Source organism: Pararhizobium sp. O133, from assembly GCF_051669845.1.
Taxonomy (GTDB): Bacteria; Pseudomonadota; Alphaproteobacteria; order Rhizobiales; family Rhizobiaceae; genus Pararhizobium.
Map to the genome: position 1 here is coordinate 3,393,253 of NZ_CP196426.1, position 20,249 is coordinate 3,413,501.

Genomic DNA, 20,249 nt, shown 5'->3' on the forward strand with positions numbered 1-20,249 from the left:
TCATGGCCCTGAAAACCTCCATCATCCACTGCCTTCTCGATGCCGAGCCGCAAAGTTATCACACCGTCCAATCGCTCGCCGTCAATCTCGGATTCGAATGCCCGACCGATATCGCCCGTAGCGAAGTGATCGGCGACGATGCGGCTGCCGAGGCAAGGCGAGATGAACTCGAACACGACGAAGCCCTCGCCAAAACCCGGTTCACCGCATTCCTTACCGATGCCGGGCCGGTGCAATTTCACCTGTTCGCGGCACAACTGGACAGCCCCATCGATCCCACGTCCTGCGAGCTTGTCCATATTGGCCCGGTCGAAACCATATCCGAGCCACCAGCGGCCGGCATGCCGGACCAGGTCATAACCTGGCTCGGCAAGGCAGACCCGAACATTCCCGAAGACCCCGAAGAGCCCAAAAATCCAAGGACACATTACTGGACCACATTCACCGCCGCGGCGGAACCGAATGCGGCGATCAACGCGGAAGCGGCGGCAGCGACCTATCGGCTGCGAGCCGCGCATTCCTGGAACGCGCCGGTCGCGCATCGCCTGGGTCTCACGCACATCCTGCGCCCGACCGGCATGACCGAGCCGAATTACGTCATCCTGCCTTTCTTCTCGGACCCGACCGTACCTGTTCCCGATATTATCGGCAGTCCAGTGCCGCAGGACATGGACGGATCGGAGCGGCAATGGGATTTCGCCTATGACGCGGGCGGTGCGCAAGGGGAGATCACCTGCCGTACGGAGGTGCTGGATACCGCCACCCTCTTCACCGCCACGTCCGATCTGGCCCACGAACTCCTCACGCCGGACGGATATCTGAGGGTCGATCCGGAAGCGGAAAATCTCTGGCGCATCACAACCTGGTTCGAGGCACGCGCGGCGTCGCTGACGTCGACGACCGAAATCCTTGCCGGCCCCGACACGGATGCCGAAAGCGTCGATGAATTCGACAAGATTTTTCCGTGGACCTACGATGAGACCGGCGAAAAACCAAAACTCATTGCCCCAGCCGCCGCCTGGCTGGCGACGACGAGCCTCATCACGGCGCTCGACGCCATCGTCCTGTCCATCCTCAAGCCGGTCTCGGGCGATGGAAGCTCCGGTGAAATCCTGGCGCCGCTGGTAATTTCCCTGCTCGACCGGATCGAGAATGAAATTGCCGATTCATTTGATTTGAAAGCGAGCGCGCTCGACCCGGCAAAGGTAACTGGCGCCCTGCGCAAGGCGCTGAAGGCCGACAATCCTCTGTTCATGCAGGCCAATGTGCCGCCATCGCCGCCGGATCGCACCGCGATCGCCAAAGGCCTGCGCAGGGCTCATGGGATCGATGCGAATGTAGAGGATGCCAGTATTGAAATACGCCTTTTGGACTCGCTGCTGACCTGTTTCGCAGACGATGCGCCGACAGAGATCACACCAGAATTGAAGGCCGCGCTCAAAGACAAGAAGCCAGCATTTCTTCGAAGGGCACTGACGGAGACGCTCAAGAAGCTGCAGGATGAGGCAGGCATCGAATATGCCGCCATCCAGTTGATGGAGCACACCAAACGCGGCGAAGCGGGCCTTCCGACGCTTTTCGCCGAGGCCTATCTGGCAGAGATCAAGCGGCCCGGTGAGCTTGCTCTGACCGAAATTCTGACAAAAGCGTTTGTCGAGGCCTGGGCCGATTACCGGACCCTGCTGGAAAATTCCTTCAATGGCGCCGAGGCCGTTCGGCGTGGTTCGGCCAGCGAGTTCAGCAAGGCTCTTCTCAGCTTTGCAAAGGCAAATCCTCCGGTCTCGATACCTGGAATGCCTGTGTCGAAGCCGCAACATCTGATCGCTATCGCCGGTGCGGCGGATTATTATCTCATCCGCCTACTGGTGCCCTCGGAAGAGCCCGATCCGTCAAACGCGGTCCGCTGTTTCCGGACGATCGCGGACAACCTCCTCAGAACCCCATCGTTTACCGGCTTCGATCCATCCGGCATCGATGACTTGAAAGCCCTGTTCCAGAATGCCTATACGGCTGCCATGGCGCCAATGAGCGGCATCATCGAACAGTCCGCCCGCTTCATTCCCGATACCGCACCGGCGCCCTTGCCGATCCAGATCGCCTCCAATATCGACGGCGCCGATATCGACACATTCTCAAATCACTTCAACGGCATAGGCATTGCCATCCGGCGCATCGAAACGGCTGACACCACCGACAAATGGGCGCATGCCAGCCTTGCCGACCTCACCTGGCCCGCGCTTCCCGAAGCCGCCTTGGGGGAAGCCCCGCCAACCGTCTCAGCGGCCATCCATCCCATGCTTCCGGCCGTCAGCGATGGGCGCGGGCCGATGTTCATCACCTACGAAGGCCTTCCGCTTGCCGCAACGACCTTCGGCCGCACCGCCGCGGACCCGGTCCCGGTCCCGGTCCCGAACGTGTCGGACAAGAACGCCCCCTTCTACAGCCACGAAGCGCCTGATCTCGATACTGTCACGGATTTTGCCAAGGTGCCGCGTCTCGCCTATGGGCGGACCTTCGAGGCTTTCAGCTTCGCGACGACCAATGCCGGAACATTGCCGCTCGCCCTGCAACGACAAGCCGCGCCGCTGGCCGGTGCTCTGGGTGCCAGCCCCTGGATGCCGGACAAGGAGATCAAGGCCCCGCAAAAGGATGACAAACTCGATCCGGATGTCGTATCGACGACCGCATATCAACGGCGCACCGCCATCGGCCAGATCTCACTCAACGAGGTTCCGGAGGTCAATCGGCCCCGCCGTATCGGCGCGCCGATCGAAGATGTCGTTCCGGTTTCCGACGATTATCCCCGCACGGTCATTGCTTCGGAGGGTTTTCCCGGCGTGCGCGACATTTTCCGGGATCGGGACGGTACGGGAACGCTGAGCATTCCAGCCGTTTCGGCAAAGAAGACCGAATGGCGTGTCAGCGAAACCGTATTTCGCGGCACGCCGGCGAAGCTCACCGTGCGATTGTTCGACAAGGTGCCCCAAAGTGCGACCGACCCCGGCATTGCCAGCCTCGAGCTCGACTTTACCGAGGACTTCGATTTCGACGCGGTGACAGACCTCGTCTTCGGCGTCGAGCCTGTCGAAACCGAAGCCGGCGATGCTGCCCGCGTTTTCTACACCACCTGCGGCGGCATGACGAAGCAAACAGATCTTGAAACAGAAGCGGCCATCGATACGGGCTGGATACGGCTGTCGCTGGCATCGGCCGCCTCCGCTTCCCTCAGCTTCGCCGTCACCGACGACCTCAAGCCCTATGATGTCGCCGCACCGCTGCTGCTGTTGGCTCCGGCCGACAGGGCTTGGAAAGATATCGTCAATTCCTCCGTCACAGCGGAAATCACGGCGCCGCGCGTCGGTTATCTCGATTTCGACCGCTGGTTCTCCAATGCCGATCTGCGCGACGCGGCCTTTCCCAATTCGAAACCGGGTGGTGTCAATGAAGAGGCAACTGACAACCTGCGCCGGGCACTGCTGACGGCATATGTGTTGCGTGATACCCATCTGGGACTTGCAGGGGCGCTCGACCGCCTGCCGGATCCCGCCGTGGACGGGCTGCGCGTCGAACTGGCGATTCAGGACCAGTTGGCGCCGTCGGCCCCATCCTCATCGTTTGTCCATGCCGATATCTTCTTCGGGCAAAAGATTCTCACCATCGCGAAAACGATCAAGCCCAACCAGCTCTGGACACCACAGCTGCTGATGAGCGTCGTCTTTCAACCGATCGAAAAGGCGTTCACATTCACGATGTCGCTGACATCAGGTGATTTCGGCCTGTCCGCCAACGGGTTACGCGCAGGCGTTCCGGCCGGCATCACGGCGCGGCTGTCGATCGACGCGCTGGTTGCTGACCGGCATTTCGATCCATCAGGCCCTCATCCTGCAGTCTTTCACAAGGGCCTGCGCCAGCATGCGTCGCGCACCGTCGCCCAGCCCGGCACGAAGATCGTCTTCCTTGCCTTCCCGTCGGTCGCCCTGCGCATCGAGACCATGCTGAACGGCATGCCCGAAATCGACCTCACCGACAAAATGAAACCTGCCGACAAGCCAGCCATCGGGCTTGCGGTCGACATGGTCGCCGTACGCCCGATCGAGCACGCCCGGCGCTACGATCTTGAAACGCGGCCCGAACTTCCGGCCCCCGACAAGGCAAAGCGGACCCGCCAATGGCGCCTCCTGGGAGAAATCGACGTGACGACCCAGCGCTGGAGGCCAAGCGGTCGGCCAATCTATCATCATATCGATCCCCTGCACTTCCGCGATGAAAACGCCCTGTCCGACAAAACAGCCCTGGCGTCGCATGCAGTCATGCCACTGAAGGAACAGCCGATCGACGATGGTCATTCGCTGTCAACGTTCGAACTGGAGGCCTTTTTCGACCGGCCGAATGTCGATTCACAGACCATCACCCAACGGCTGCTGCCGCTCCCCTCCAGAAACGTGTTGGAACAGCACTTCTGGGAAGCGCCATCGGCAAGCGTCTTCCGTCATCGTTTCACCCTACGTTCCCGCTATGCCGGCGCGCTGAAGGCGGTTTCAGATCGCGAGGTCAAGGCCTGGAACACCAGCCGTGAAACGCGCCGAACGCCAGCGGAGGCCTGGACCTTGCGCATCGCCATGCTGGCGGACCTCTCGCGCATGCTGCTCACCCGGCCGCAACAGCGCGCGCTGATCCCGCTGACGACGGCGCCACGCGACGACGGAGGTATTCCGAGCGCGCCGCCGGTGTTGGCCATTCTGCAGGAACCGCCCTTTTCGCGCGGCGGCCTCGCCGACCGGATCGCCGCCGAGATCAAGACCGGCTTCGGATATGGTTTCGAGGATATGACCGACTCGACGGTCGAGATTCTCGATTCGCGCAAGGAGATCGGCCCCGATCCCCGCCTCTCCTACCGGCCCACCGAAGCCAATGCGGCGTTCGGCATGGCGCTGAACGCGGAGGGGCCGATCGGGCTGACCTTCGACCAGATCAACGCACCCGCACCCGCCTTTCCCAACTCGATGATCTCGCTTTCGCCGGTGCAGTTGAGTGGCGAGGAACAGAATCTCGAAGAGCATTTCCTCGGCATCTCGATGCGTCGCTATATCGATCCGAACTGGACGATCGACAATCGTCTGTCCGATCCGCCGAGCCTGGATGCGGAACGCTGCTGGTGGATCGATCCCGATCCCGTCCTGGCACCATCCACAAACCTTCTGGACTACACCGCCGACGGCGTCGATGCGCCATTGTTGACATTGACCTTCGATGGGACAGTCTTTGTTGTCTACACGATGAAGGCGGTCGTCGATGGCGTCGCGGGCGCGTTGGACAAGGTCGTTGCCATTGCTCGTTGGGAGAGGCGTTTCGCGGAAAACCTGAGCATCCTGCACCAACCCGTGGCACCCGGCCGCTACTCCACGTCCGTGTTCGTCAGCCCCAAGGAAAACCAGGGCAATGTCAGGCGCGGTCGCAGCAACACGCCGCTGCTGATCTGCAACTTCGAGTGGGGACCGCCGGAACGGAAATCCGATCCGAAGGACGCGGGCGAACCAGGCGCGGCGAAGAGACCGGGCACGGTTACGCTCAAGACCTCCGGCGCCAAGGCTCGGCCGACGATGGCGAGTGCCCCGACCTTCCTTGCCTGGACGCGCATGGGGCGCAATTTCGACACCACCTACTCCCCGGACTTTGCCTTCTCCGCTCCCATGTTACGCGAACTGCCGACGCGCGATCTGCTCAGCAATATCGATTCCTCGGATTCGACGCTGACATTGGCGCGAAGCGGCATTGGCGAAACCTGGCTGTGCTCTTCGACTCTTCTCAAGCCCTACCCCTTGCATGTCCAGAGGCATCTGGCGGTGCTGACGACCGGATATCTCCGTGAACCCGGGCGGCCCGTCGAGGAATACAGCCGTTCAGCCCTGCTCCTCGGGCGCCGATCAGCGCAGCTTTCCGGCATTGGAGGCCAGGAGGATTGCCTGCGCATCGTCGAGTTCGAAACGCCGGCGGCGATCCTTTGCAGTTCCGACGTTCCGGCGCCGGAGACCTATCTCAAGGCTTATTTCGATCTTGTCGCAACCGGTTTCGCGACGGAGAGCGGCCCTGCATCCGCACGACTCTTCTTTCGTTTTGCTGGCCAGCCTGAGCATTTGCGAAAGTTCACCACGCTTCGGATCACCCTCGCCTATGGCAACGGAGGTACCGACGGCGGTCTTGTGCGGCACGCCATTGCCGCGCCGTTGGGAAATTCCGACAAGGCGTTCGCCATCGGCATGGAACTTTTTATCGAGCGCAGCGAATCCGCTGCCAAGCTGGTCTACCGGTCGGCAGTGCTCATGTCGGACAGCAAGACCGCGCCAGCCACATATCCGGCGCCTGACGATGAACATGGCTTGCTCGGCGCCGACAATCACAATCCCGGCTTTTTCGTCAGCCTGACGGCGGAGGGGGAAGCGGGCGCCGGTGAATTCTGGACCGATGTTTCGCTTTTGCATTCACCGCGCCCGACCTTCGATGGCCGCTTCGATTTCGACTGGCTGTTTTCCAAAACCGGCGGAGAAGAGCCCGCGCTGGATGTCGCTCCGGCCGGCCTTAACACCATGGTCGAGGCCCAGGCGCGCATCATCGCGGTCTCACCGCCTGTACCGATCCAACCGAAACCGGCGGACTAACGAAGACTGGTCCCCCCGTTCACTACCCGAACAGAAGGAGAAAAGGCCTATGGCATTCGTCATCTACGTCAAGAACAACGGGGATACCGGCACCGTTTCCGTGTCGCAGTGGATCAACCTCAACGAGTTAAAGGAGATCCACAACGGCATCATCGAAGCAGACGGTCAGGTCGCTGTGCAGGCGCTGAAGACCGAGGAAAACGACAATGATCGCGGCGATTTCGAGTGGCGGCACAGCGGATCCGGACTAACCGGGCGCGAGGACGTCCGAGCCGAGGACGTGTTGCGGGTGGAGTAGTCGGCCTCCAGATGCGCGAACGGGTGCGCTCCTCGCGCACCCGTCAGCAATCCATCACGATCTGCCCTGCGCTTGACCGCGCTTAGAGCTTGTAGAGCATGGTGTCGTTCCAGAAGCGGTCGAGGCGCTGCAGGAGCTTGTTCATCTGGCCGAACTCGTCGGTGCCGATGCCGCCGACCTTCTGGATCGAGCCGATATGGCGTTCGTAGAGCTTGGCGACCGTCTCGGCGATCTCCTGGCCTTCTTCCGTCAGGCTGATACGGACCGAGCGGCGGTCGATGCGCGAGCGCTGGTGGTTGATGAAGCCGAGGTCAACCAGCTTTTTAACATTATAGGATACGTTGGAGCCGAGATAGTAACCGCGCGAGCGCAGTTCACCCGCCGTCAGTTCCGAGTTGCCGATGTTGAAGAGGAGAAGGGCCTGGACGGCGTTGACGTCGGAGCGGCCCGAGCGGTCGAATTCGTCCTTGACGACGTCGAGCAGGCGACGATGGAGACGTTCGACGAGGTGGAGGGATTCCATGTAGAGCGAGCGGATCGCATCTTCGTGGGGGTCTTTGACTGCAACGGCCTGCGGCTTCATTTTCGTGTTCATGATGACTGCCTCACTGTTTTGTTTGGCGGTGTATGTTTCTCTTCCCGCCTTGAGGTAGACACTATCGAATACGTATAAAATTCGACTTAAACTACAGCCTTAACAGCGCCTTACCATCCACAGCCCTTGTCTCAGGGTAAATCAATTCTTGCAGCCTTGGCCTGTTTGGCCCGGTGATACAGGATCGCCGCACGGAAAAGAACGAAGGTGAGAGCCACGGCTGAATGCAGAAGCAGCAGCAGCGGCTTGGTCCCGAAGATCTGCGGATAGACCGCGAACATCACCACTTCGGTGGCTGCCGCCACGACCCAGAGAACGGGGCCCCAGGAGACGAGCAGCCAAAGTCCGAGCGCGGCCACGGGATAGACGACGGCAAGCGATGTAGCCGCCACCCGCCAGGGCAATGGCAGCAAATCAAACCGCCCGGCGCCGGCGGACGAAAAGCCGATCAGCATCGCCCAGTAGTTCAGGCCGAACCAGAAGCAGGACACCGCGACCAGACGCAGGAAGAGGCCGAAGATCGTTTCGGTCAGCGAGAGCTTGGGTACCTGGACAGAATCAAGTGTCATGGCGCGGAGAATAGGTCGCGAGCATCGGCTTTGCCAAGCCGGGCTGTCAGGGCGAGGATGGTTCGCCAAAGTCCAAACGTTTTGAATCACTTCATAATCATAAAGGGGCCTTCGCGATCGGGAGACCCCTTTATGAGTTCAGGGTCACTTCAAATATACGATCTTGCCGCCATTGGCCGCCGTCTGGATGCCGATGACGTTTTCGAGGATCACGTTCTTGGCCTGGAGTGTTGCCATCAAAGCTGGATCGTTCTGGATCTCGGCCTGCGCCTTGGTGATCGATTCAGGCGACGGATTGCGATAGGTCGCGGGGATCGACGACGTATCCGTGGCTGCGTTGGTTTCTTCGCCGACATTGACGATTGTAACCATGTCGTCGGCCATTGGCGTGACGGAACCTGTCGTCTGGGCATAGGCATAACCGCCAAGGGACGTTGCCGAAAGTGCCGCGGCGAGAGCAATCTTGACTGCGATATTCATTGTCTTCTCCTCTGTGCGGAGGCCTCCGATCACCGCTCATCGGTGACGTTGTTGGGCGCTCCATAAGACGAGACCAAAACCTGAGACGACGGAAATGGTTCCCACAGACTGACTTTTCGCAAGTGGCGGCGGCGCCGATCGTCGCCAAAAATATCGACCGTTTTTCTCGAAATGATAATGAAACGCCGCACCTGAAGCGTTTTCCTTTGCTGGCCGCCCATGATAAACCGCGACCACACGCCAAGCTGATCGAAAGACGATGACATGACCGACAAGACCAATGCCGTTGACCTCATCACCGGCCATCGCCGCATGCGCCGCAACCGTAAGGCCGACTGGACGCGCCGGATGGTTCAGGAAAACCGGCTGACGGTCGACGATCTGATCTGGCCGATCTTCGTGGTTCCCGGCACCGGCATCATCGAGCCGATCGACGCAATGCCGGGCGTCAACCGCATGAGCATCGACAAGGCGGTCGAGGCGGCGAAGGAAGCGGCCGATCTCGGCATACCGGCTCTTGCGACCTTCCCCAATATCGACATGTCGTTGCGCGACGAAACCGGCTCCAACAGCCTTGTCGCCAACAATCTGATCAACGAGACGACGCGGGCGATCAAGAAGGCCGTGCCGAATATCGGTGTCATCACCGACGTGGCGCTCGATCCGTTCACCAGCCACGGCCATGACGGCATCCTGCGCGACGGCGAAATCGTCAATGACGAGACGGTTGCCCAGATCGCCGGGGCCGCCGTCCTGCAGGCCGATGCCGGCGCTGACATCATCGCCCCATCCGACATGATGGACGGCCGCATCGGCGCGATCCGCCAGGCGCTGGATGCGAACGGCCACCAGAATGTCGGCATTATGTCCTACGCCACCAAATTCGCCTCCGCCTTCTACGGTCCCTACCGCGAGGCGATCGGCACCGGCGGCCTCTTGAAGAGCGACAAGAAGACCTATTACATCGATCCCTCCAACGGCACCGAGGCCATCCGCGACGCAGCGCTCGACGTCGAGGAAGGCGCCGACATGCTGATGGTCAAGCCCGGCCTGCCCTATCTCGACGTCTGCTGGCGGATGAAGGAAGCCTTCGGCCTGCCGGTCTTCGCCTACCAGGTCTCCGGCGAATATGCGCAGATCAAGGCCGCCGCCGCCAATGGCTGGATCGACGGCGAGCGCGTCATGCTCGAAACCCTGCTCGCCTTCAAGCGCGCCGGCTGCGACGGAATCCTGAGCTATTTCGCGGTGGACGTGGCGCGGATTTTGGCCAGGCGGTCGTGAACAGCCGCGATCCGGTCACGCTTGATTTCTACGCGAAGGAAGCGGAAACCTATGCGTCCAGGTCCAGCGGGTCGAAAGCCGGGCGGCTGGATGACTTTCTTGCCTTGCTGCCGCAACGCGCGAAAATTCTCGAACTCGGATGTGGCGGTGGTCATGATAGCTATAGGATGCTGTCGCGCGGCTACGATGTCACGACAACAGACGGATCGCCCGAAATGGCGCGACAGGCGGAAACCCTTTTGCAGCGTCCCGTCGCTGTTCTGGCTTTCGATCAACTCTGCGAAACCAGGATGTACGATGGCGTCTGGGCCAATGCCTGCTTGTTGCATACACCGAGACCAGAACTTTCTGGCGTCATATCCCGAATCCATGATGCATTGAAGCCCGGCGGGATTTTCTATGCGAGCTTCAAGGCCGGAACGGCGGAAGGCCGCGACGGCCTCCACCGTTACTACAATTATCCCTCACCGGATTGGTTATTGGCCCAATATGCACCTTGCGGATGGGAGCGTGTCGACCTCGAAGAAGCGTCGGGCGGAGGTTATGATGAGCTTGAAACGGCATGGCTGCATCTGACCGCAATGCGGTGAACGCCAGCGATAGACGTAATTTTCACGCATCCATTTGATTTCCAGCCCCGTGCTTCCCATATGCGATCCATCGAATATGGAGACGTGCAATGACCTTTCGTGACGAAAACCTTCGTATCCCCAGCAGCGACTGGCGTGCCTATCAGGGCGTGCTCAGCCGGCGGGTGATTGCGTTCGTCATCGACTATGCGATCGTCGCCCTTCTCTGGATTCCGGCGGCCGTCGTCGTTTTCTTCCTCGGCATCCTGACGCTGGGGCTGGGTTTCTTTCTTTATCCCATCCTGTTTGCAGGTCTCGCCATGTTCTATTTCGGCCTGACCGTCGGCGGTGGCAGTCAGGCTTCGCCCGGCATGCGCATGATGGGTCTGGCGATCGCCCGGACCGATGGGCGGCCGATGGATTTCCTGACCGCGATTGTACATCTGGTGATCTTCTGGATCGCGAACGCCCTGCTGACGCCGCTGGTTCTGCTCATCGGCCTGTTCACCGATCGTGGCCGCCTGCTGCATGACCTGCTGATCGGCACGGTGACGGTTCGCCGCGACACCTACTGATTCGACAAACCATGGGTGCCCGTGTGTCGCCCATGTGAAAAAGCCTTCAAAAACATCACGGAAAACCGGTTGATCGCATTGCAACACGACCGTTCAAAAAGTCGCGATTGACCTTTTTCATTCTTGCGCCATGCTGATGTTTTCGAAGCGGCCATGAAGAGCGATTTCCGCACCTGATGAACACACAAACTGCACCGTCTCCACAATTCTACCTGACCGCACCGGCCAGTTGTCCATATCTGCCGCAGGAAATGGAGCGGAAAGTCTTTACCCATATGGTGGGTGAGCGCGCTCCCGAACTCAATGACTTGCTGACACAAGGCGGCTTCCGCCGCTCGCAGAACATCGCCTATCGCCCAGCCTGCGAAAGCTGCCGCGCCTGTGTCTCCGTGCGGATCGTCGCCAGTGAATTCGTTCCGACGCGCTCCATGCGCCGCATTCTCGCGCTCAATCGCGATATTGTATCGACGGAATACCCGGCCGAACCTTCCAGCGAGCAATACAGCCTGTTCCGCCGTTATCTCGATCATCGTCACCAGAAGGGCGGCATGTCGGACATGTCGGTGCTCGATTATGCGATGATGGTCGAGGATACGCACGTCAACACCCGGATCATCGAATATCGGCTGAAGGTGGAAGGCGACGGCATCGGTGGCGAAAAAGGGCCGCTGATTTGCGCGGCACTGACCGACAAGATGGGTGACGGCCTGTCGATGGTCTATTCCTATTTCGACCCGAGCATGTCGGACCGTTCGCTCGGCACGTTCATGATCCTCGATCATATCCGCAAGGTGAAGGAACGCGGCCTGCCGCATGTCTATCTCGGCTATTGGGTCAAGGGCTCGCGCAAGATGGACTATAAAACAAAGTTTTTGCCGCAAGAGCACCTTATGGCCCAGGGCTGGGAGCGCTATACAGAGGAAAGCGCAGCCACTGAATCGGACTGAGACTTGAGCCATAAAATCGACGCTGCCCACCACCGCCGTGGGCTTCTAATCACCGGACTTGGCGGCCTTGCCCTCTCGTTCGACATTCCGCTGATCCGCTCTGCCGACGGGGAAGTCTGGTCACTTCTCGCCCTTCGCAGCCTCTGCACCTTCTGCGTCGCGCTGGTGGCCTGGGTTGTTCTCAACAAATTGCTCGACCGCAAGATCGCGCTGGTCCCCGGCAAGGCCGGATTGCTTGCCGGGTTGTTCTATGGTCTAGGAAGCTTCACCTTCCTGCTCGCCGTCTTCAATACTGCCACCGCCAACGTCGTCTTCATCGTCGCCTTCACCTCAATGTTCGCAGCCGTCCTGTCGTGGATTTTCCTCAAGGAACGCCCCTCCAACGCCACGCTGCTGACCATGGCGATTATGGTCTTCGGCGTCAGCCTAATCGTCCATGACGGCTTGAAAAGCGGCAATTTCTTCGGCGACGCCATGGCGGTCTCATCCGCCCTGATGCTCGCCTGCGCCATCACCGTCAGCCGGGCGAGCGGCAAGGACATGGGACTGGTTCCGCTCACCACGGCCATCGTCCCCTGCGTCGTCGGCTACATCCTGTCTCCGGCCGAGGGCCTGCAGATCGCCCATCCCGGCTGGATCATGTTCGACGGCATCGTGATGATACCGCTCGCCTTCTTCTGCCTCGCAACCGGCCCGCGTTACCTGTCGGCGCCGGAAGTCGGCATGTTCTATCTGCTTGAGACCATCCTCGCCCCGATCTGGGTGTGGATCGTGTTTTCGGAAAGCCCGACGAGCCAGACGCTTATCGGCGGTGCCATCCTCATCCTCGCATTGGTGGGGCATTCGCTCTGGCAGATGCGACAGAAATCCGGCGGCGACGGGGACGTGTCGAACGAGTTTCCGTTTACAGGGTGAACCATCGACAGATGAAATTGATCATTCATTGCAGCGCAAGAGAACCAATGTTATAACGCGATTATAACATTGGAGGCTTCCTATGAACGTCACAATTCGCAAGATCGGCAACTCCGAGGGTATCATTATCCCGAAGGAAGTCCTTGACCGTATGGGATTGAAGGCCGGCGACGAGTTTCAGCTGACGGAAACCGCCAATACGCTCGAGCTCGCTCCCCAGAAGGGTGATCTTGCAGAACAATTGCGCGCGGCGAGAATGGGCATGAAAAAATACCACGTCGCGCTGCGTGAATTGGCCAAATGACCGTCATCAAATGGCTGTCGCTCGAAGCAATTGAAATCATACACCACGAGCAGATTCTGGAGCACGGTGGTTTACCGGGTTTAAAGGATGCCAATGCGCTCGAATCCGCTTTGGCGCGCCCAATGAACAAGGCCGTCTATGGCGAAAACGATGTCCACGTGCTCGCAGCCGCCTACCTTTACGGCATTGTTCGAAATCACGGATTTTCCGACGGCAACAAGAGGACGGGCTGGCTTGCCGCCTTCACCTTTCTGCTCATCAACGGTCTTTGGATAGAGGCGGAACAAGCGGACGTTATCGCCTTTGTTCTATCGGTTGCCGCTGGAGAGATCGATGAGGACGGAACGGCGCAATTTCTGCGAGATCACACCGTTCAGCATGTTTTGTGACAGCAGCCGGCTTTCAAGCCACTTGCCCTGATTACCCCGTAAACTTCCCGCTCCTCGGGAAGCCCTTGGGCACCGCCCTGCCCGCCGATGCGCGGTCGCCGAGCCATTCCAGCAGTTCGTCCTTGTTCTTGGCAAAGCTGCGGCCGGCACTGTCGGCCCAGGTAAGGCTGTCGGCGATGGCGAAGCAGCGAATGTCGGAGACGCCGCCATCCTTGTAGCGCTGCAGACGCACGCCCTTGCCGCGTCCCATTTCCGGGATCTGCGCGAGCGGGAAGACCAACATCTTGCGGTTTTCGCCGACGATGGCGACGTGATCGCCCTTGACCGGGATCACCAGCTTGGCCTCATCCGGCATCGCCACGTTCATGATCTGCTTGCCCTTGCGGGTGTTGGCGACCATGTCGGCTTCCGGCACGACAAAGCCGTTACCGGCGGCGGACGACATCAACAGCTTGCGCGCGGGGTCGTGGACAAAGGCTGTCAGCACGTCTTGGTCGTTTTCCATATCGACGATGATGCGCAAAGGCTCGCCGTGGCCGCGTCCGCCCGGCAGTTTGTCGCCACCCAGCGTATAGGCCTTGCCGCCTGTCGTAACCACGAGGATACGGTCGGTGGTCGAGGCCGTGAACGACAGCTTCAGGCCGTCGCCTTCCTTGAATTGCAGCGTCGAGACATCGGAAATATGGCCCTTTAGCGCACGGATCCAGCCCTTCTCCGAGATGACGACCGTGATTGGTTCCTTCTCGATCATCGCCTGCTGGATGGCTTCCAGATCGGCTACCGGGGCGTTGGAGAACAGCGTGCGGCGCTTGCCGATCTCCGTCGCCTTGGCGAATTTCTTCTTCACCTCGCCGATTTCCCAGGCAACTGTCTGCCATTGCTTGTCGTCGGATGCCAGCAGCGACTCGATCTCCGCCTTCTCCTTGGAAAGCGCGTCGAACTCGGTGCGGATCTCGAACTCTTCGAGCTTGCGCAAAGAGCGCAGCCGCATGTTGAGGATCGATTCCGCCTGCAGGTCGGTGAGCGTGAAACGCTCCATCAGCGCAGGCTTGGGCTCGTCCTCCTCGCGGATAATGCGAATGACTTCATCGAGATTGAGATAGGCGATCAGATAACCGCCGAGGATTTCCAGGCGGCGGTCGATGGCGGCGAGCCGAAAGCGCGAACGGCGCTGCAGCACCTCACGGCGATGATCCAGCCATTCCAGCAGAACCTCGTTCAGCGCCATCACCTTGGGTACGCGTCCCATGGATAGCACGTTCATGTTGAGCGGAATGCGGTTTTCCAGTTCCGATAGCTTGAACAGCGATTCCATCAGGATGGTCGGATCGACCGAGCGGCTCTTCGGCACCAGCACGAGCCGGACGTCCTCGGCGGATTCGTCGCGCACATCCTCCAGCAGAGGCAGCTTGCGGGCGAGCAGCAGTTCGGCGATCTTTTCGATCAGGCGCGACTTCTGCACCTGAAACGGAATTTCGGTGACGATGATCTGGTAACCGCCACGGCCGGTATCCTCGACTTCCCACTTGGCGCGAACGCGAAAACCACCGCGGCCGGTCTTGTAGGCCTCGATAATGCTTTCGCGGCTGTCGATGATGATCCCGCCGGTCGGAAGATCGGGGCCTTCGATGCCGCCACGCTCGGGATTGTTCGGATCGAACATCAGGTCTTCGATCGTCGCCTGCGGCTTCTTGATCAGATGCAGGGCCGCGTCGCAGAGTTCGTGGGCGTTGTGCGGCGGGATGGATGTCGCCATGCCGACGGCAATACCGGATGCGCCGTTGGCAAGCAGGTTCGGGAAGGCCCCGGGCATGACGACCGGTTCCTGGTCTTCCTCGTTATAGGTCGGCCGGAAATCCACCGCGTCCTGGTCGATGCCTTCGAGCAAAAGGCTGGCGACATCGGTCATGCGCGCTTCGGTGTATCGATAGGCGGCAGCACTATCGCCGTCGATATTGCCGAAGTTCCCCTGGCCATCGACGATCGGGTAGCGCTGCGAGAAATCCTGAGCGAGACGCACCAGCGCATCATAGACCGACTGGTCGCCATGCGGGTGGAACTTGCCGATGACGTCACCGACGATACGGGCGCATTTCTTGAACGAGGAATTGGAGCGCAGCCCCATTTCGCTCATTGCATGGACGATGCGGCGATGAACCGGCTTCAGGCCGTCGCGGACATCCGGAAGCGCGCGGTGCATGATGGTCGACAGCGCATAGGCAAGGTAGCGCTCTTCCAGCGCCGCCTTGAGGTCGACCGGTTGGATATTATCGTCTCCGCCAGACGGCGGCAAAAGGCTCTGTCCCATGCCTTCTTGCTACCCCAAGATGCCCGCAACAGCAAGGATTGCAGGGCATTGCGCTGTGGAGAACCGAGGTAACGGATGGGCGGGAACGATTAACCGTAAGTCGTGGAAAATTCCAAGCAACACTACTCCTCATAGTTGAGCCCATGATAGCGGTACGGCGCCGCAACTTCTTTCAAGAGATTCCTTACATGCGCATTTCAACGACCATTGCTGCAAGTGCCCTGCTCGCCCTCGTCTCCATCGTTCCCGCCCATGCCGAAGAAAGAGTCGTCCCAGCCAATCGCGAATCGACCATCACCTTCCTCGCCGGCGTCACGGCCAGCTGCCGAACCAGTGCCAAGCCAAAGATGAAGATCGTGGAAGCTCCCGCCCATGGCAGCGTCCGGTTCCAGTGGACGAAGGGCAAGATCACCAACATTTCGAAACTCTGCAACGGTCGGCCCGCCTGGGGCATGGCGATCCTCTTCAAGCCGACGGCCGGCTATCGCGGCAAGGACAGCTTCACCGTCGGCATCGTTTCGCAGAAATACGAAAACCACTCCGACACCCGTTACGAACAGGGTACGATCGACGTCGTCGTCAAATAACTGGAAGCCTCGACGATTCGCATTTTCGACAACGGACCGATCACCGATGCAAAGTGGCGTCAGTGATCGGATTCGAATATATTTCGGCCATAATCCGTATTAGAAATGCCTTCGAAATTAAACCTTTACAACAAAGGAACCGCTCCATGATGCCTACCCGCAACCTCCGTTTGATGCTGGCAAGCGCCGCCTTTATCGGCCTCTCCGGCCCGGCCTTCGCACTCGACGGCGCCGACCTCGTTACCAAGCTGAATGCCGCTTCCGGCTCGAGCGGCGCGACGATCGCCTATGAAGGCGTCAATGTCGACGGCACGACGGTCACGTTAACCGGCGTCAGCGTCAAGTCCGCAGCGGCTCCGGATAAGGACCTGAAGGTGGGCGAAGTGACGCTGGAAGGCGTCGAGGAAAACGATGACGGCGGCTATTATGTCGAAACCGTCAGCCTGCCGGATGTCGATACCAAGGAAGACGATGTCACCTTCACCGCCAAGGACATTTCACTCGGCGGCCTGACCATTCCGGGCAATCCGAGCGGCGGAACCGTCAACGACATCCTCCTGTATGAAACCGCATCGACCGGCGCCGTCACCGTGACCGCCAAGGGCAAGCAGGTCTTCTCGATGGAAGAGTCGGAAGCCAACCTGACGAAGCAGGAAAGCGATGCGGGCTTTGATTTCGATGCGACGCTCTCGGGCATCAAGGCCGATCTCTCCGACGTCGAGGACGCCAAGGCCAAGGACGCCATCGAAAAGCTGGGACTGAAGACACTCGCCGGCGAAATGACGGTCAAGGGAAGCTGGGAAATCGCCACCGGCAATGTTTCGCTCGAGGAATATGCGTTCGACTTTGCCAATGTCGGCCGCCTCGCGCTTGCCTTCGATTTCTCCGGCTACACACTGGAATTCATGAAATCGATCCAGGAAGCCATGAAGTCGCAGGAAGCCAATCCGAACAAGGAAGAGGCCAACCAGGCGCTCGGCCTTGCTATGATGGGGCTGGTCCAGCAACTGACCTTCAACAGCGCCTCCGTCCGTTTCGACGATGCCACCATCACCAAGCGCGTGCTGGACTATATTGGTGGGCAGCAGGGCGTCAGCGGCGACCAGCTCGCCCAGTCGCTGAAAGGCATGGTGCCGTTGATGATGGCGCAGCTCAACGTGCCGGAACTCCAGAATCAGGTCTCGACCGCCGTCAATGCCTATCTCGACACGCCGAAGAGCCTGACGATCGCGGCAGAGCCGGAAAAGCCCGTTCCCTTCCCGATGATCATCGGTGCGGCCATGGGCGCGCCGAACACGGTTCCGGGCGTGCTCGGCGTGAAGGTCACCGCGAACGACTGATCTCAGTCACGTAAGACAGCAAATGCCCGGGTCTCTCTTGGAGGCCCGGGCATTTTCTTGAGATCGGCTTATTCCAGAACCTGGATAACCGAGCGCGTCTGCGGATTGACGATTACCCGGCGCTCGTTGACCACCGTATAGGCATAGCCATCATATCCCTGCACCACGTGCAGTTCGACGGCATCGGGCAAGGCTGTGCCTACGACGACATCCCCGTCATAGACGACGGACGGTGTAGTCTGGTCCAATACATAGGTGCGGACTTCGCCCGGCACTTCCACGACAGTTGAATTTGTCACGCCCGGATCGACCAAGACGGGATCGTCAACGATGACGGCGGTCTGGGCAAAGGCAGTTGACGACAGCGCCATCAAGGCAACGGATGCCAGCATCAGTGTCTTGCGCATATTCTTTCTCCTTGCTTCTGATGCCCTAACAACAGGCCCGTCCCAAGAAAGTTCCCGATTTCGGTCGTGACGCTCCTGCGCAAAGTGGGTAAGCCCCATGGAAAAACCGGGCGAACGGCGCTGGGTTTCCTCGTTTGTCATGGATGTATGGAACTGATCAGGCTGCCTCGACGAGCCCGATCAGCTCATCTTGCGGGTGGGAAACATCGTCGCGGCGATGGTTATGAAGAAGATGAGCGCCTGCAAGCCGCGCATATTCGCCTTCGCTCAGGATCAAGCACATGTTCGGATAGGCTGTCCTCCGCCGGCTCCCTATCGTTGCTCGTCCATCAAGGCCGATTACGCGAGGAATATCGCCGCTTTGAAGGCGCTCACGCAATTCAGATAGGAAAAGCCGGAATCGATCATCCCAAGCTTAACCGCCGTACAGTCTTGAAACCTCTCGACTCGTTAACTGCTGCCGTGCCATCTTTCCATGCTGCGCTGGGGCCGCCGCAATCGTTGATCGCAGAAAAAACCTGATATGACCGACTATGCAATGATTGATGCGCCGCGATCGATCCTTCATGAGAAAATACCCACCGGAGGGGACCGTTGCGCAGACTTTTCGACTGGCTTAACCCGAGCAATGAATCGATCGAACGGCTGAATAGCGACAGGCGCCAGTTCGAGCCCGCCCATCCTGCCTATTACAACAGTCCCGGTAACCAGCAGATCAAGCTCCTGCTGCAGGCGCGATCCAACCTGCTCGCGATCTTTCGTAAGAAGCATTACGATGTCGGCATCGGGACGATGCGGATTTTCAACCGGCGGATCACCGTCGTCAACGCGCCCGATGCCATCAAATATGTCGTGGCGACGCGTCATGACAATTTCGAGCGCAAGAGCCCGCAGATGCGGCGTGCCCTGGAAAAACTGCTCGGCGACGGCCTGTTCATTTCCGATGGGGAAACCTGGAAGCAGCGCCGCGCGCTGGTCGCGGATATCGTCCACAAGAACCGCGTGCCGGCCTTTGGTGGCATCATGACCAATACGGCGGTGGAATTGACCGAACGCTGGCGCTCCCTTGGCGAAGGCGCCAGCGTCAACATGCTTCACGAAATGGCGGGGCTGACCGCTGAAATCATCGCCCGCAGCGTCTTCGGCAACGATTTGGGACCGGACGCTGCAAATGACGTGACCGAGGGTTTCACCAGCTATCAGGCGCTGGTCGATTCCGTGAACCTTGGCTATTTTCTCGGCTTCGACGAGGGCTTGCCGCTTCTGAGTACGCCCTCCATGAAACGCTCGATTGGCCGGATTCACCGCGTCATCGACAAGGTCGTGGAAGACCATCTTGCCGGCAAGGGCGACCATCGGTCGATGCTGGACCTGCTGGTGCGCCGCCAGCAACGCAATCCCGAACTCAAGCTCGACGTCGTCGCCTTGCGCAACGAGGCGGCGACCATCTTCATGGCCGGCCATGAGACCACCGCCGCGACGCTAACATGGATCTGGTACCTCCTGTCGCGCGCGCCTTGGGTAGAAACCGCCGTCCATGAGGAAATCGCGCGCGTCTGTGGCGACAACGTGCCGACGATCGAGCATGTGCCGCAACTCGACTGGTGCCGTGCCGTGGTCGAGGAAGCCCTGCGCCTGTACCCGCCCGTGCCCATCCTCGCGCGGCAAGCAAAAGGGCCTGACCAGATCGGGGACTTCGAGATCAAGCCGGCCTCGCTGATCCTCATCGTTCCCTGGCTGCTGCACCGAACCGAAGCGCTCTTTCCAAAGGCCCATCAGTTTCGCCCGGATCGTTTTCTGGAGGGACGCCGCCCGGCGCCCTACAGCTACATTCCGTTTGCCAGCGGGCCGCGGCTCTGCCCGGGGCTGCAATTCGGCCTGACCGAAGCCATTCTCTGCCTCGCCGTCATCGCCCAGCGTTTTCACGTCCGTGTGCAGGAAGGGCACAAGGTCGAGGCCGTATATCAGTTGACTTTACGGCCACGTGGGGGAATGCCGGTAACGCTGCATCGTCGTTAGGAGGAATCGT

At 59.8% G+C, this 20,249-nt stretch carries 17 protein-coding genes; 12 read left to right on the plus strand and 5 right to left on the minus strand.

Annotated elements, in window-relative coordinates; translation table 11 throughout:
- Positions 1–2: 2 nt before the first annotated feature.
- Both ACST81_RS16275 and ACST81_RS16280 read left to right on the plus strand, forming a co-directional pair.
- Positions 3–6,656: a hypothetical protein gene (locus tag ACST81_RS16275; RefSeq protein WP_438749195.1), complete on the plus strand. Its 6,654-nt coding sequence runs from the start codon at positions 3–5 to the stop codon at positions 6,654–6,656.
- Positions 6,657–6,705: 49 nt separating this feature from the next.
- Complete coding sequence (locus ACST81_RS16280; RefSeq protein WP_438749196.1) at positions 6,706–6,954, plus strand: hypothetical protein; 249 nt, start codon at positions 6,706–6,708, stop codon at positions 6,952–6,954.
- Positions 6,955–7,036: 82 nt separating this feature from the next.
- Here the strand turns inward: ACST81_RS16280 and ldtR are convergent, their stop codons facing one another.
- The 3 genes from ldtR to ACST81_RS16295 form a co-directional block, all read right to left on the minus strand.
- Complete coding sequence (gene ldtR / locus ACST81_RS16285; protein ID WP_438749197.1) at positions 7,037–7,549, minus strand: transcriptional regulator LdtR; 513 nt, start codon at positions 7,547–7,549, stop codon at positions 7,037–7,039.
- A 131-nt stretch (positions 7,550–7,680) separates the two neighbouring features.
- Entirely contained in the window at positions 7,681–8,118 is a 438-nt protein-coding gene (locus ACST81_RS16290) for a DUF6163 family protein (protein WP_438749198.1), read from the minus strand.
- A 144-nt stretch (positions 8,119–8,262) separates the two neighbouring features.
- A complete protein-coding gene (locus tag ACST81_RS16295; RefSeq protein ID WP_438749199.1) occupies positions 8,263–8,598 on the minus strand; it encodes a hypothetical protein in 336 nt (111 codons plus the stop codon).
- Positions 8,599–8,862: 264 nt separating this feature from the next.
- Between ACST81_RS16295 and hemB the strand changes: the two genes are divergently transcribed.
- The 7 genes from hemB (at position 8,863) to ACST81_RS16330 (ending at position 13,578) form a co-directional block, all read left to right on the plus strand.
- Positions 8,863–9,879, plus strand: coding sequence for a porphobilinogen synthase (gene hemB / locus ACST81_RS16300; protein WP_438749200.1), 1,017 nt, complete (start codon positions 8,863–8,865; stop codon positions 9,877–9,879).
- Positions 9,876–10,469 carry a class I SAM-dependent methyltransferase gene (locus tag ACST81_RS16305; protein ID WP_438749201.1) on the plus strand — a complete coding sequence of 198 codons (594 nt, stop codon included), beginning with the start codon at positions 9,876–9,878 and terminating at the stop codon, positions 10,467–10,469. The genes hemB and ACST81_RS16305 overlap by 4 nt, the downstream gene beginning before the upstream one ends.
- A gap of 89 nt (positions 10,470–10,558) precedes the next feature.
- Positions 10,559–11,023 (plus strand): RDD family protein, encoded by a 465-nt coding sequence (locus ACST81_RS16310; protein WP_438749202.1) that lies wholly within the window; start codon positions 10,559–10,561, stop codon positions 11,021–11,023.
- A gap of 176 nt (positions 11,024–11,199) precedes the next feature.
- On the plus strand, positions 11,200–11,970 hold the full coding sequence (locus ACST81_RS16315; RefSeq protein WP_438749203.1) for an arginyltransferase: 771 nt from the start codon (positions 11,200–11,202) through the stop codon (positions 11,968–11,970).
- Between the two features lie 3 nt (positions 11,971–11,973).
- Positions 11,974–12,885: a DMT family transporter gene (locus tag ACST81_RS16320; RefSeq protein WP_438749204.1), complete on the plus strand. Its 912-nt coding sequence runs from the start codon at positions 11,974–11,976 to the stop codon at positions 12,883–12,885.
- Positions 12,886–12,967: 82 nt separating this feature from the next.
- The gene (locus tag ACST81_RS16325) at positions 12,968–13,189 is read left to right on the plus strand and encodes an AbrB/MazE/SpoVT family DNA-binding domain-containing protein (protein WP_438749205.1); all 222 of its coding nucleotides are present in this window, start codon (positions 12,968–12,970) and stop codon (positions 13,187–13,189) included.
- A complete protein-coding gene (locus ACST81_RS16330) occupies positions 13,186–13,578 on the plus strand; it encodes a type II toxin-antitoxin system death-on-curing family toxin (protein ID WP_438749206.1) in 393 nt (130 codons plus the stop codon). Before ACST81_RS16325 ends, ACST81_RS16330 begins: the two co-directional genes overlap by 4 nt.
- Positions 13,579–13,609: 31 nt before the next feature.
- On the opposite strand, the gene parC is transcribed toward ACST81_RS16330, so the two are convergent.
- Positions 13,610–15,886: a DNA topoisomerase IV subunit A gene (gene parC, locus ACST81_RS16335; protein WP_438749207.1), complete on the minus strand. Its 2,277-nt coding sequence runs from the start codon at positions 15,884–15,886 to the stop codon at positions 13,610–13,612.
- Between the two features lie 188 nt (positions 15,887–16,074).
- On the opposite strand from parC, the gene ACST81_RS16340 reads away from it, so the two are divergent.
- Together ACST81_RS16340 and ACST81_RS16345 are read left to right on the plus strand one after the other, a co-directional pair.
- Positions 16,075–16,473: a hypothetical protein gene (locus ACST81_RS16340; RefSeq protein WP_438749208.1), complete on the plus strand. Its 399-nt coding sequence runs from the start codon at positions 16,075–16,077 to the stop codon at positions 16,471–16,473.
- 146 nt (positions 16,474–16,619) lie between these two features.
- Complete coding sequence (locus tag ACST81_RS16345) at positions 16,620–17,813, plus strand: hypothetical protein (RefSeq protein ID WP_438749209.1); 1,194 nt, start codon at positions 16,620–16,622, stop codon at positions 17,811–17,813.
- A 68-nt stretch (positions 17,814–17,881) separates the two neighbouring features.
- Here the strand turns inward: ACST81_RS16345 and ACST81_RS16350 are convergent, their stop codons facing one another.
- Positions 17,882–18,220 (minus strand): DUF1236 domain-containing protein, encoded by a 339-nt coding sequence (locus tag ACST81_RS16350; RefSeq protein WP_438749210.1) that lies wholly within the window; start codon positions 18,218–18,220, stop codon positions 17,882–17,884.
- A gap of 594 nt (positions 18,221–18,814) precedes the next feature.
- On the opposite strand from ACST81_RS16350, the gene ACST81_RS16355 reads away from it, so the two are divergent.
- Positions 18,815–20,239, plus strand: a complete 1,425-nt coding sequence (locus ACST81_RS16355) for a cytochrome P450 (RefSeq protein WP_438749211.1) — start codon at positions 18,815–18,817, stop codon at positions 20,237–20,239.
- The last annotated feature ends 10 nt before the right edge of the window (positions 20,240–20,249 follow it).

Excerpts from the sequence above, each read along its gene's own strand:
- ACST81_RS16275 (WP_438749195.1), top strand. The coding sequence starts at position 3 with ATGGCCCTGAAAACCTCCATCATCCACTGCCTTCTCGATGCCGAGCCG.
- ACST81_RS16345 (WP_438749209.1), top strand. The coding sequence starts at position 16,620 with ATGATGCCTACCCGCAACCTCCGTTTGATGCTGGCAAGCGCCGCCTTT.
- ACST81_RS16310 (WP_438749202.1), top strand. The coding sequence starts at position 10,559 with ATGACCTTTCGTGACGAAAACCTTCGTATCCCCAGCAGCGACTGGCGT.
- ACST81_RS16350 (WP_438749210.1), bottom strand. The coding sequence starts at position 18,220 with ATGCGCAAGACACTGATGCTGGCATCCGTTGCCTTGATGGCGCTGTCG.
- ACST81_RS16280 (WP_438749196.1), top strand. The coding sequence starts at position 6,706 with ATGGCATTCGTCATCTACGTCAAGAACAACGGGGATACCGGCACCGTT.
- ACST81_RS16330 (WP_438749206.1), top strand. The coding sequence starts at position 13,186 with ATGACCGTCATCAAATGGCTGTCGCTCGAAGCAATTGAAATCATACAC.
- ACST81_RS16290 (WP_438749198.1), bottom strand. The coding sequence starts at position 8,118 with ATGACACTTGATTCTGTCCAGGTACCCAAGCTCTCGCTGACCGAAACG.
- ACST81_RS16315 (WP_438749203.1), top strand. The coding sequence starts at position 11,200 with ATGAACACACAAACTGCACCGTCTCCACAATTCTACCTGACCGCACCG.
- ldtR (WP_438749197.1), bottom strand. The coding sequence starts at position 7,549 with ATGAACACGAAAATGAAGCCGCAGGCCGTTGCAGTCAAAGACCCCCAC.
- parC (WP_438749207.1), bottom strand. The coding sequence starts at position 15,886 with ATGGGACAGAGCCTTTTGCCGCCGTCTGGCGGAGACGATAATATCCAA.
- ACST81_RS16295 (WP_438749199.1), bottom strand. The coding sequence starts at position 8,598 with ATGAATATCGCAGTCAAGATTGCTCTCGCCGCGGCACTTTCGGCAACG.
- ACST81_RS16340 (WP_438749208.1), top strand. The coding sequence starts at position 16,075 with ATGCGCATTTCAACGACCATTGCTGCAAGTGCCCTGCTCGCCCTCGTC.
- hemB (WP_438749200.1), top strand. The coding sequence starts at position 8,863 with ATGACCGACAAGACCAATGCCGTTGACCTCATCACCGGCCATCGCCGC.
- ACST81_RS16325 (WP_438749205.1), top strand. The coding sequence starts at position 12,968 with ATGAACGTCACAATTCGCAAGATCGGCAACTCCGAGGGTATCATTATC.